Origin of the sequence: Streptomyces phaeolivaceus (genome assembly GCF_009184865.1) — a bacterium.
Taxonomy (GTDB): domain Bacteria; phylum Actinomycetota; class Actinomycetes; order Streptomycetales; family Streptomycetaceae; genus Streptomyces; species Streptomyces phaeolivaceus.
In genome coordinates this window covers 2,738,099-2,749,641 of sequence record NZ_CP045096.1, presented here as the reverse complement: position 1 = coordinate 2,749,641, position 11,543 = coordinate 2,738,099, and the positions used below count along the sequence as shown (strand labels likewise).

Annotated in this window: 9 protein-coding genes; 1 reads left to right on the top strand and 8 read right to left on the bottom strand. The window is 68.7% G+C overall.

Annotation, left to right across the window (positions count from 1 at the left end; translation table 11 throughout):
• Positions 1-103: 103 nt before the first annotated feature.
• A complete protein-coding gene (locus tag F9278_RS12820) occupies positions 104-961 on the top strand; it encodes a calcium-binding protein (protein ID WP_152168442.1) in 858 nt (285 codons plus the stop codon).
• 174 nt (positions 962-1,135) lie between these two features.
• On the opposite strand, the gene F9278_RS12815 is transcribed toward F9278_RS12820, so the two are convergent.
• The 8 genes from F9278_RS12815 to F9278_RS12780 form a co-directional block, all read right to left on the bottom strand.
• Positions 1,136-2,749, bottom strand: coding sequence for a pyridoxal phosphate-dependent aminotransferase (locus F9278_RS12815; RefSeq protein ID WP_152168441.1), 1,614 nt, complete (start codon positions 2,747-2,749; stop codon positions 1,136-1,138).
• A gap of 176 nt (positions 2,750-2,925) precedes the next feature.
• Positions 2,926-4,020: an aldose epimerase family protein gene (locus F9278_RS12810; protein ID WP_226967282.1), complete on the bottom strand. Its 1,095-nt coding sequence runs from the start codon at positions 4,018-4,020 to the stop codon at positions 2,926-2,928.
• Between the two features lie 30 nt (positions 4,021-4,050).
• Positions 4,051-5,295 (bottom strand): multiple monosaccharide ABC transporter permease, encoded by a 1,245-nt coding sequence (gene mmsB / locus F9278_RS12805; protein ID WP_152168439.1) that lies wholly within the window; start codon positions 5,293-5,295, stop codon positions 4,051-4,053.
• The gene (gene mmsA / locus F9278_RS12800) at positions 5,292-6,842 is read right to left on the bottom strand and encodes a multiple monosaccharide ABC transporter ATP-binding protein (protein ID WP_152168438.1); all 1,551 of its coding nucleotides are present in this window, start codon (positions 6,840-6,842) and stop codon (positions 5,292-5,294) included. Before mmsA ends, mmsB begins: the two co-directional genes overlap by 4 nt.
• 32 nt (positions 6,843-6,874) lie before the next feature.
• Positions 6,875-7,990, bottom strand: a complete 1,116-nt coding sequence (chvE, locus tag F9278_RS12795; protein ID WP_404818874.1) for a multiple monosaccharide ABC transporter substrate-binding protein — start codon at positions 7,988-7,990, stop codon at positions 6,875-6,877.
• Positions 7,991-8,140: 150 nt separating this feature from the next.
• Positions 8,141-9,109 carry a hypothetical protein gene (locus F9278_RS12790; protein WP_152168436.1) on the bottom strand — a complete coding sequence of 323 codons (969 nt, stop codon included), beginning with the start codon at positions 9,107-9,109 and terminating at the stop codon, positions 8,141-8,143.
• Positions 9,110-9,241: 132 nt separating this feature from the next.
• Entirely contained in the window at positions 9,242-10,282 is a 1,041-nt protein-coding gene (locus F9278_RS12785; protein WP_152168435.1) for a zinc-dependent alcohol dehydrogenase, read from the bottom strand.
• Positions 10,279-11,436 (bottom strand): mandelate racemase/muconate lactonizing enzyme family protein, encoded by a 1,158-nt coding sequence (locus tag F9278_RS12780; RefSeq protein WP_152168434.1) that lies wholly within the window; start codon positions 11,434-11,436, stop codon positions 10,279-10,281. The genes F9278_RS12785 and F9278_RS12780 overlap by 4 nt, the downstream gene beginning before the upstream one ends.
• Positions 11,437-11,543 lie beyond the last annotated feature (107 nt).

Sequence of the window (11,543 nt, the reverse complement as noted above, 5' to 3'; positions counted from 1 at the left end):
GGTACGGATTCGGCACCCTCGTCGTTCACGCCGTACAACCCCTGGTTCCGGAGCCGTGTCGTAACGGGTACGCGCACCACCGCGCCGCGAAGGAGTCCTCGCCATGCCCGCCCACAGCCTGCCCCGTCACAGAGCCGCCACCGTCATCACGACGGCCACCACCGCCCTCACCCTCGCCCTGACCGGCGCCCTCCTCACCGCCCCCCTCGCCCAGGCCGCCCCCGCGCCCGCCGCCTCGCTCGTGCACGAGAAGGGCGAGCTGTGGTTCAAGGCCGCGCCGGGGCAGGCGAACCGGCTGACGGTGTCGGCGAGGATCGTGGAACGGACGGAGTGGGAGGCGGACTATGTGCTCACCTTCAACGACCGGTACGCCATCACACTCTCCGCGAAGGAGTGCGCGTACCCCAAGTCGACGGACCGCACGGTCGCCGAGTGCGCTGTCCCCATCCCGCTCGGCTCCGACGACTCGGACATCTACGACGTCAGCCTCGGCGACAACAACGACACGGTCACCATCGCCGCCGCCAACTCCGCCTACGCCGCGATCCACGGCGGCACCGGCAACGACATCCTGCTCGGCAACAAGTCCGTCGTGCTGTACGGCGAGAACGGCAACGACCGGATCGACGGCGGCGGCGGGGTCTGGGGCCTCGGCTCCTTCGGCGGACGCGGCAACGACACCATGACCGGCTGCTCCTACGCCTGCCACGGCGGCGCCGACCAGGACACCCTCAGCGGCGGCGCCAACTCCGACGGCCTGTACGGCGACTCCGGCGACGACACCCTGTACGGCCGGGCCGGCAACGACGGCCTCTACGGCGGCAAGGGCAACGACAGGCTGTACGGCGAGGACGGCAACGACCAGCTCTACGGCAACAGCGGCAACGACACCCTGTACGGCGGCAAGGGCAAGGACACGCTCTCCGGCGGACCGGGCCGCAACAAGCTGCGCCAGGACTGACACCGGGGTCCGGTACTGGGGTCCGGCACTGGGGTCCGACACCGGGTTCCGACACCGGGTTCCGGCATCGGGTTCCGGCATCGGGTTCCGACACGGCGACGCCCCCAACAGCGGCCCGTACAGCCCCTGTTGGGGGCGTCGCCTCACGAGGTCGGCCGAGGGTGAGGGCGCCCCTCACCCCACCTGGTTGTACACCGCTCCCGCCGCGGGCCACCCCTGCGGCTCCTCCAGCGGCTCCGGCTGGGTGCGGCCCCGTACCTGCGCGGCGGTGAGGCCCTGGGCCGCCCCATTGGTGCGGCGGCCCTGCGCGGCGGCCGCGAGGCCCGGCATTCCGGTCTGGGCGACGGGCTGGAGGCCGGGGGCCGGCATGCCGGCGGCGGGCATCGGGGCCGGTGCCGGGACGGGCATCGGCATCGGCATCGGGGCCGGCGCGGGGGCCGGGGACGGGAACTGCATGGACGACTGCATGGCCGCGGCGGGTGCCTGCGCCACGGGGGACGCGAACTGCATGGACTGCATGGCGGCGGCCGGTGCCGGGGCGGGCATGCTCATGGCCTGCGCGGCGAGGTTGTGCATCCCGGTGCCGCTGGTCTCGCCCATCAGCCGGTCCACGGCCGCCGTACCCGAGCTGTAGCTGGTCCCGGTGCCCAGCTCCGGTACGGCGGCTCCCCTCCTGGACCCGTAGAGAACCGACTCCAGGCCGGACACCAGGCGACGGACGTCCACCTGGGGCCGGACCACGAGTCGCAGGAAGCGACTGGACGAGCCGACCTTGTTGCCGCACTCGCGGACCAGGACCCGGTGCTCGGTGAGCAGCCGGTCGCGGACCACGGTGCCCTCGGCGCCCACGGGCAGGCGCACGAAGAGGAAGTTCCCCTGCGACGGGTAGACCGTCAGCCCGGGGAGGGCGGAGAGCTGGCGGGCCATGTCCAGCCGGTCGCGGCGGACCTGGTGCAGGCTCTCCATGTACTCGGCGCCGTGGTTCTTCAGCATGAACACCACATGCTCGGCGAAGGAGTTGAGGTTCCACTTCGGCAGCATCGAGCGGACCTTGCCGGCCAGCGCCGGGTTGGCGACCAGATAGCCGAAGCGGATGCCGTGCAGACCGAAGTTCTTGCCGAGGCTGCGCAGCACCACCACGTTGGGCCGCATGACCGCGTCCTGGACCGTGGACGGCTCGGACTCGGCGTCGGCGAACTCCAGGAAGGACTCGTCGATGACGATCAGATCCAGGTCGGCCATCGCGTCCATGAACTGCACCAGCGCGTGCCGGTGCAGGAAGCCGCCGTCGGGGTTGTTCGGGTTGCAGATGACGGCGACCCGGGTGCCGCGGGCGCGGATGAACTCGGCGTACTGCGCGAGGTCCAGGGCGAAGCCGCTGGACTCCTGGAGCGGGAACATGTCGACCCGCTTGCCGGTCTCCATCGGCTGGTCGGTCCAGCGGCCGAAGGTGGGGACGGGGACGGCGAGGGACTCACGGACCATCAAGTGGTCGAGCCAGGTGATGAGTTCGGTCGAGCCGTTGCCCATCGCCACGCACTGCGGCGGGAGTTGGAGCAGACTGCACAGCTCGGCCGTGATGGTGTCGGCGCTGCTCGGGTAGTACGTGATGATGTCGCGCAGCTTGCCCGCCATGTCGTCGAACATGGCGGGGGTGGGGAAGTAGGGGTTGCACGGGATACAGAAGTCCACCGGACCCACCCCGTCGCCGCCCTCACGCGTCAGCGCCGCCATGGACGGGCTGTGTGCCGCAGTGCTGCGGAACAACGAGGTGACGTTGTCGGCCATGGAACCTCCGTAGGGGGCGGACCCGTTGGGGACGACCGGGTCCGACGACTAAGGGCGGCCCGTGCGGGGGAGCACGGGCCGCCCTTACATACGCATGCTGGGGTGGCGCTGTTCAACCACTGGGAATTCCGTGGGAAATTGTGTGCGCGCTGTGAAGATCTTACGTCATGTGCGCGTCAGGCAAACGCGTGGACGGTGGTGGACCGGTAGGTCTCGCCGGGCCGCAGCACCGTCGACGGGTACGCGGGCCTGTTCGGCGAGTCCGGGAAGTGCTGGGTCTCCAGGCACAGCGCGTCCCCCTGCCGGTAGCTCCTCCCGGAGCCTCCGACGAGCGTGCCGTCGAGGAAGTTCCCGGAGTAGAACTGCAGCCCCGGCTCGGTCGTGGAGATCCGCAGCGTGCGCCCGGACGCCGGGTCCACCAGGGTCGCGGCCCACTCGGGGCCGTCCGTGACGCCCTTGTCCAGCACCCAGTTGTGGTCGAACCCCTTGGCGTGCAGCAGTTGTGGATCGGCCGCGCGGAGGTCCGCGCCGACCGTCTTGCCCGTGCGGAAGTCGAAGGGGGTGCCCTTGACGTCGGCCGGTTCACCGGTCGGGATCAGGCCCGGGTCGACGGGGGTGTAGTGCCCGGCGGCGATCGTCAGCTCGTGGTCGTGCACCGGGCCGCTGCCCTCACCGGCCAGGTTCCAGTAGACGTGATGGGTGAGGTTGACGACCGTGGTCCGGTCCGTGGTCGCCTCGTAGTCGATCCGCCACTCACCGCGCTCGGTGAGGGTGTAGCGGACCTGGACGGCCAGGGTGCCCGGGTAGCCCATCTCGCCGTCGGGGCTGGTGCGGGACAGCCGCAGGCCCACGTCCGGGCCGTCCGTGAACGGCTCGACGTCCCACACGGCCCGGTCGAAGCCGCTCGTACCGCCGTGCAGGCTGTTCTCGCCGTCGTTGACGGAGAGCGCGTACGTCTTGCCGTCCAGGGTGAAGCGGCCCGCGCCGATCCGGTTGCCGTAGCGGCCGATCAGCGCGCCGAAGTAGGGCGAGCCGGCGACGTACTCCTCGACGGTGGCGAAGCCCAGCGAGACATTGGCGTACCGGCCGGCGCGGTCCGGGATCTCCAGGGACTGCACGATCCCGCCGTACGACAGGACCTTCAGCCGGGTGCCGCCGTTCTCCAGCGACCAGCGGTGGACCTCGGTGCCGTCGGCGAGCCTGCCGAAGAGTTCCTGCACCGGTCTGCCTCCTCTCGGGAAAGACCGCCGGGCCCCGCGAGCTCGTGGCAGGCGGGACCCGACGACACTCGAAGTGTTCTTCTACGAACCGGACTTGCGCTTGTTCCAGACGTCGAACCCGACCGCCGCCAGCAGGGCCAGGCCCTTGATGACCTGCTTCCAGTCGGAGCCGACGCCGAGGAGGTTCATACCGTTGTTCAGCACACCGAGGACGAGACCGCCGATGATCGCGCCGAGGACGGTCCCGACACCGCCGCTCATGGACGCGCCACCGATGAACGCGGAGGCGATCGCCTCCAGTTCGTAGTTCAGACCCGCCTTCGGTCCGGCCGCGTCGAGGCGGCCGGCGACCACCAGACCCGCCAGGGCCGCGAGCACGCCCATGTTCAGGAAGACGTAGAAGGTGACCCGCTTGTCCTTGACACCGGACAGCTTGGCCGCCGGCAGGTTGCCGCCGATCGCGTAGATGTGCCGGCCGAAGACGGAGTTGCGCATGACGTAGCCGTAACCGACCACCAGCAGGCCGAGGATGATCAGCACGATGGGCGCACCGTTGTAGCTGGCGAGCAGCAGGGTGACGACCGTCAGGGCGGCGACGATCGCGAGGAGCCTGAGCATGAAGAGGTTGGTCGGCAACTGGTCGAGCGAGAACTCCTGCTGGCGCTTCCGGCCCCGGACCTCCTGGATCACGATGAAGGTGATCAGGACGAGGCCGAGCAGCAGGGTGAGGTTGTGGTAATTGGTCTCCGGGCCGACCGCCGGGAGGAAGCCGTTGCCCATCTTGTTGAGCCCCTCCGGGAAGGGACCGAGGGTCTGCCCCTCCAGGAGGATCTCCGTCACACCGCGGAAGGTCAGCATCCCGGCGAGGGTGACGATGAACGACGGTATGCCGAGATACGCGATGAAGAACCCTTGGATCGCACCCGCCACCGCGCCCGCGAGGAGGCAGAGCACTAGGGCGACGGGCCACGCGATGTCGTACTGCACGGTCAGCACGGCCGCGAGTGCGCCGACGAAAGCGGTCAACGAGCCGACCGACAGGTCGATGTGGCCCGCGACGATGACCAGCATCATGCCGATCGCGAGGACCAGGACGTAGCTGTTCTGCAGCACCAGGTTGGAGACGTTGCGCGGCAGCAGCGAGTCGCCGTCGGTCATCACGGCGAAGAACGCCACGATCAGGCCGAGCGCGATCAGCATGCCGTACTGCCGCATGTTGCGCTGCATGCCGTCCAGCATCAGCTGGAGCAGACCTCCGCCCGCCGCACCCCCGCTCTTGCCGGGCGGCGCGGGGGCCGGGCTCTTGGCGGTCACATCCGTGCTCATCGGGTTACCTCTTTGTCCTTCGTCATCTGACGCATCAGCGATTCCTGCGTGGCCTCGGCACGCGGGAACTCGCCGGTCAGCCGCCCTGCGGCCATCGTGTAGATGCGGTCGCACATCCCGAGCAGTTCCGGCAGCTCGGAGGAGATGAAGACGACCGCCTTGCCCTCAGCGGCCAGCTTGTCGATGACCGTGTAGATCTCGTACTTGGCGCCGACGTCGATACCGCGCGTCGGCTCGTCCAGGATCAGCACATCGGGACCCGCGAAGATCCACTTGCTGAGGACGACCTTCTGCTGGTTGCCGCCGGACAGCTTGCCCACCGGCTCGAAGACGGTCGGCGCCTTGATGTTCATGGACTTGCGGTACCGCTCGGCGACCTGCCGCTCCTCGTGCTCGTCGACCACACCGCGCCGGGAGACCTTGTTCAGGGCGGTCAGCGAGATGTTCCGGTTGATGGTGTCGATGAGGTTGAGGCCGTAGTGCTTGCGGTCCTCGGTGACGTACGCGATGCCGTGCCCGATCGCCTCGGCGACCGACTTGGTACGGATCTCGGTGCCGTCCTTGAGGAGCGTGCCGCCCGCGTACCGGCCGTAGGTCCGCCCGAAGACGCTCATCGCGAGTTCGGTGCGGCCGGCGCCCATCAGGCCCGCGATACCGACGATCTCCCCGCGCCTGACGCTGATCGACACATCGTCGACGACCTTGCGCTGCTGGTCGATCGGGTGGGTCACGGTCCAGCCGCGGATCTCCAGGGCCGGGGCCGAGCCCGCCTCCGGCTCGTGCGGGGTGCGCTCGGGGAAGCGGTGGTCGAGGTCGCGGCCGACCATGCCGGAGATGATCCGGTCCTCGGTGGTCTCCGCGGCCTGCACATCGAGGGTCTCGATCGACTTCCCGTCGCGGATGATCGTCACCGAGTCGGCGACCTTCCGGATCTCGTTGAGCTTGTGGGAGATGATGATCGAGGTGATGCCCTGGTTCTTCAACTCCAGGATCAGATCGAGGAGTTTGCCGCTGTCCTCGTCGTTCAGCGCGGCGGTCGGCTCATCGAGGATGAGCAGCTTGACCTTCTTCGACAGCGCCTTCGCGATCTCCACGAGCTGCTGCTTGCCCACGCCGATGTCGGCGACGCGGGTCTCCGGGTGGTCGTCGAGACCCACCCGGCGCAGCAGTTCACTGGCGTGCCGCAGGGTGTCGTTCCAGTTGATCACCCCGCGCGTGGCGTGCTCGTTGCCGAGGAAGATGTTCTCCGCGAGCGACAGGAACGGCACCAGCGCCAGCTCCTGGTGGATGATGACGATGCCGCGGTGCTCGCTGGCCCGGATGTCCTTGAACTCGCAGGCCGCACCCTCGAAGAGGATGTCGCCCGTGTAGCTGCCGTGCGGATGGACGCCGGAGAGCACCTTCATCAAGGTCGACTTTCCGGCGCCGTTCTCACCGCAGATGGCGTGGACCTCGCCCTGACGGACGGTCAGTGTGACGTCCGACAGCGCTTTGACACCAGGAAAGGTCTTGACGATCGAGCGCATTTCCAGGACGGGTCCCGCCATGGTCGTGCCTTCCAATCCGTGAGGGTCGACGCTTACTTGAGCTGGTCGGCCGTGTAGTAGCCGCCGTCGACGAGGACCTTCTGGTAGTTGGTCTTGTCGACGCTCACCGGCTCCAGCAGGTAGGCCGGGACGACCTTGGCGCCGTTGTCGTACGTCGTGGTGTCGTTGGTCTCGACCTTCTTGTCGTTCAGCACGGCGTCGACCATGTTCGAGGTGACCTTGGCCAGCTCACGCAGGTCCTTGTAGACAGTCTGCGTCTGGTCGCCCGCGATGATCGACTTCACCGAGGCCAGCTCGGCGTCCTGGCCGGTGAGGACCGGCAGGGGCTTGCTCTTGGTGCCGTAGCCGTCGGACTTCAGCGCCGACAGGATGCCGATGGAGATGCCGTCGTACGGCGAGAGCACCGCGTCGACCTTCTCGGTCTTGTACGAGGCGGTGAGGATGTCGTCCATGCGGCCCTGGGCGGTGGCGCCGTCCCAGCGCAGGGTGGTGACCTGGGTGAGCTTGGTCTGCTGGGACTGGACGACGAGCTTCTTGTCGTCGATGTACGGCTGGAGCACGCTCATCGCGCCGTTGAAGAAGTACTTGGTGTTGTTGTCGTCGTTGGAGCCGGCGAACAGCTCTATGTTGAAGGGGCCCTTCTTGGAGCCGTCCGCGAGGCCCAGCTTCTCGACAATGTAGTTGGCCTGGAGCTCGCCGACCTTGGTGTTGTCGAAGGAGGCGTAGTAGTCGACGTTCTCGCTGCCGAGGATCAGCCGGTCGTAGGAGATGACCGGGATGTTCGCTTCCTTGGCCTGCTGGAGCACGTTTTCGAGCGACTTGTTGTCGATCGCCGCGATGATCAGCGCCTTGACGTTCTGGGAGATCAGGGTCTCGATCTGCGAGACCTGGGTCTCGGGCTGGTCCTCGCCGTAGACCAGCTGGGTCTTGTAGCCCTTGGCCTCCAGGTTCTCGACGACGTTCTTGCCGTCGGCGATCCAGCGCTCCGAGGACTTGGTCGGCATCGCGATACCGATGGTGGCGCCCTTGGTGCTGCCCGAGGACTTCTCCTCGCTGCCGCCCGAGCCGCTCTGGCCGCACGCGGACAGGGTCAGTGCCAGGGACGCGGCGGAGGCTATGGCGGCGAGTGCGGCTCGGCGACTGCGCATGATCATCATCCTTGATGTCTTGAAGGCCTGGAACGTTCTGGCGGGGACGGCGCTTCATGAGCCGACAGGACGCCAGAGAAGATGTGGGGGATTCTGTGCGACCGTGTGTTGGTCTGTGAAGCCAGTTGTCCGGAACGTTATGCGCGCGTGTTAAGCGGGTGTTCCGAATCGCTTCAAAGCGCCCGGCAGCCGCGAGCCGAGCGGCGCCATGTCGCCGTCCGCGCCGTGCCGCGCGAGCAGGTCCAGGGCGAGCCGACCGCGCCGTACGCGCTCCTTGGCCGTGGACAGCGTGAGGTCGCGCATGTGGTGCCCGTAGGGGTAGATCCCGGGCGCCTTCGACAGGCCGAACTTCAGATAGATCGGCGCGCCGCGCCGGATCAGCTCGGCGACCTCGTACATCCGCACATAGCCGCCGAGGTCGTCCGGTGCCTCGATGTACATGTCCATCGGAGCCCCCGACACCCGCCGGATCTCCGTGAGGTGATCGAGCGTCAGATCGCTGGGCACGTTGATCGAGTCGCCGCCGAGGTTCTCGTACACGGCGTACGCGGTCGGGTTGACCGGTCCGATCAGCGCCGACACCTTGAAGGTCGTGTCGGCGGGCAGGATGCCCTCCACGCGGGCCCTGTGCAGCGTCCACAGCACGCCCTCGTCGGCGACGAGCAGGCACTTGACGCCCAGCTCGGTCGCGCGCACGGCGTCCTCCACGCAGCCGGCGACCGCGTCGTGGCCGCGCGCCCGCAGGCCCGCGCCCTTGGAGTCGGTACGGGTGGAGCCGCCGATGTCCCAGGTGCCGCGCGGGCCGGTGAACAGGCAGAGCTCGATGTCGCGCTCGGCCGTCGCCTCCACCATCTCGGTGATCTCGGCGTCGGTGAGCATCCAGACACCGCTGCCCTGGCTGATCCGGTGGATCGGTACGTCGAGCCGCGAGGCCTCCTTGAGGACCACGGCGAGCGCCTCGGGCCCCTCCACGGAGGGCACCTCGGTGCGCCAGCGCCCGCCTTCGGGGAAGGTGTGCGGGGAGGCGTCGGAAGGGTCGAGTGCGGGTGCGTTCAGCCCGAGCGCGGCGAGGGCCTGCTCGCCGGGTCGGCGCGGCGCCGGAGCGGTGGTGTCGGTCACAAGCTGTCCTTCTGCTGCGATCAGATTCGATATTTCGGACAAGGTTCGCGGCTCTTGGTGCACAAAGCTCTTGGGTGTACGCCGGTACGAAGTCGTCAGGTGCCCCGTACCGGCGTACGGCTCAGGGGTGTGTCATGGCCGCAGCAGGACCTTTCCGACGGTCGGGTCGCCCGACCCCACCAGCTCGATGGCCTGCGAGAACTCCTCCAGCGGCAGCTCGTGCGTGACGAGCGGCAGCGGGTCCAGCAGTCCGGCCCCGAAGACCCGCACGGTGTGCGCCCAGGCGTCCGGCGCCGCGCCGAACACCGTGTGCACCTCCAGCTGCCGTACGACGAGATCCGTCGGGTCGAGCCCGTCCGCGCCCGGCGCCGGGATGCCGGTGAGGACCAGCCGCCCGCCGCGCCGCAGCAGGGCGGCGGCCGTGCGCGCCGCGTCCGCGGACCCGGCGGTCTCGATGACGACGTCGAAGTCGCCCGGCAGCTCCTGGTCCTTGGTACGGAAGTCCGTGGCGCCGAACCGCTTCGACAGCTCCGCACGGTCCGGACGGGTGCCCACGACGAGCAGCTCGGCGGGGGAGGCCGCCTTCAAGAACTGAACGGCGAACATGCCGAGCGTTCCGGTGCCCACCACGGCGACCCGCTCGCCCGGGACGGCGTTCGCCTTGAGCGCGGCGGCGGCGATGCACGCGGCCGGCTCCAGCAGCGCCGCCGCCGTCAGATCCGCGTCGTCCGGCAGGACGTGCAGCAGACGGGCGGGCAGTGTGAGGGTCGTGGCCATCGCGCCGGGCTGGGTGAACCCGGTCTCCTCGTACCCGGCCGAGCACAGCGTGGTCTCGCCCGCGTGACAGCGGTCGCAGACCTGGCAGTTGCGGAAACCCTCGCCAACTACCTTGCGCCCTACAAGAGTTGAAGGAACACCGGCACCCACGGCGGTGACCGTCCCGGACCACTCGTGGCCCGGGGTCAGGGGGTAACGGACGTACCCCTCGGGCCGGTTGCCCTGGAAGACCTCGCGGTCGCTGCCGCAGATCCCGGAGGCGTGCACCCGGACCAGGGCCTCGCCGGCCTCCGGCCGCCGGGCCTCGTGCGGGACGAGCCGGTGCTCGCCCGGTGCCTCGATGACGACGGCGGCGGCCGGGGAGCCGGCGTCGGCCGCGTCGGGCGAGGCGCTCACTCGGTCCCCTTGGGCTTGCGCTGCTCCCAGCCCTCGGCCCACAGGTCGAACCGGGCCTGCTGCTGCGGGAACTCCGCCGCCGCGTCCACGTCCAGCTCGACCCCGAGGCCGGGCTTGTCGGAGAGGTGGAAGTAGCCGTCGATGACCTCCGGCGCACCCGAGACGATCTTCTTGATCTCCGCGTCCGCGAAGTCGTTGAAGTGCTCCAGGATCTTGAAGTTCGGGGAGGTGAAGCCGACCTGGAGGGAGGCCGCGGTGAGCACCGGACCGCCCACGTTGTGCGGCGCGACCAGCGTGTAGTGGGTCTCGGCGGTCGCGGCCAGCTTGCGGGTCTCCCAGATGCCGCCGATGTGGCCGACATCGGGCTGGATGATGTCCACGGCCTGGCTCTCGAAGAGCTCCCGGAACTCGATCCGGTCGTGGATGCGCTCACCGGTGGCCACCGGGATGTCCACCTTGGCGGCGACCTTCTCCAGCGCCTTCAGGTTCTCCGGCGGGCACGGCTCCTCCAGCCACGCGGGCTTGAAGGGCGCCAGGTCCTTGGCGAGCCGCACGGCGGTCGAGGGCGAGAACCGGCCGTGCATCTCCAGCATCAGCTCGGCGTCCGGCCCGATGGCGTCGCGCACGGCCTCGATCAGGGAGACCGCGTACAGGCTCTGCTCGTGGTCCAGCTCGAAGTGGCCGGTCCCGAAGGGGTCGATCTTGAGCGCCTTGTAACCGCGCTCGATGACCCCCTTCGCCGCCTTGTGGTAGGCCTCGGGGGTGCGCTCGGTGGTGTACCAGCCGTTGGCGTACGCCTTGACCTTGTCGGTGACCTTGCCGCCGAGCAGCTGCCAGACCGGCACGCCGAGGGCCTTGCCCTTGATGTCCCAGCAGGCCATCTCGATGACGGCGATGCCGGACATCACGATCTCGCCGGCCCGGCCGTAGTCGCCGTACTTCATCCGCTTGACGAGATCCTCGACAGCGAACGGGTCGGAGCCGAGAATGTGGTTGGTCTTCGCCTCGTGCAGATAGCCGAGCAGCGCGTCGGTGTGGCCCAGCATGCGGGTCTCGCCGACGCCGGTGAGCCCCTCGTCGGTGTGCACCAGGACGTAGGTCAGGTTTCGCCACGGCGTCCCGACCACGTGCGTGCTGATTCCCGTGATGCGCACGGTACTCCCTGTCCTCTGTGGTCTGTTCGAAATTTCGTCGCTCGTTCGAAATGCTGGTCGCGACAGTAAGGACGACCCGGTCGGAGTGTCAATGGGTCGAACGCACA

Excerpts from the sequence above, each read along its gene's own strand:
- chvE (WP_404818874.1), bottom strand. The coding sequence starts at position 7,990 with ATGCGCAGTCGCCGAGCCGCACTCGCCGCCATAGCCTCCGCCGCGTCC.
- mmsA (WP_152168438.1), bottom strand. The coding sequence starts at position 6,842 with ATGGCGGGACCCGTCCTGGAAATGCGCTCGATCGTCAAGACCTTTCCT.
- F9278_RS12815 (WP_152168441.1), bottom strand. The coding sequence starts at position 2,749 with ATGGCCGACAACGTCACCTCGTTGTTCCGCAGCACTGCGGCACACAGC.
- F9278_RS12820 (WP_152168442.1), top strand. The coding sequence starts at position 104 with ATGCCCGCCCACAGCCTGCCCCGTCACAGAGCCGCCACCGTCATCACG.
- mmsB (WP_152168439.1), bottom strand. The coding sequence starts at position 5,295 with ATGAGCACGGATGTGACCGCCAAGAGCCCGGCCCCCGCGCCGCCCGGC.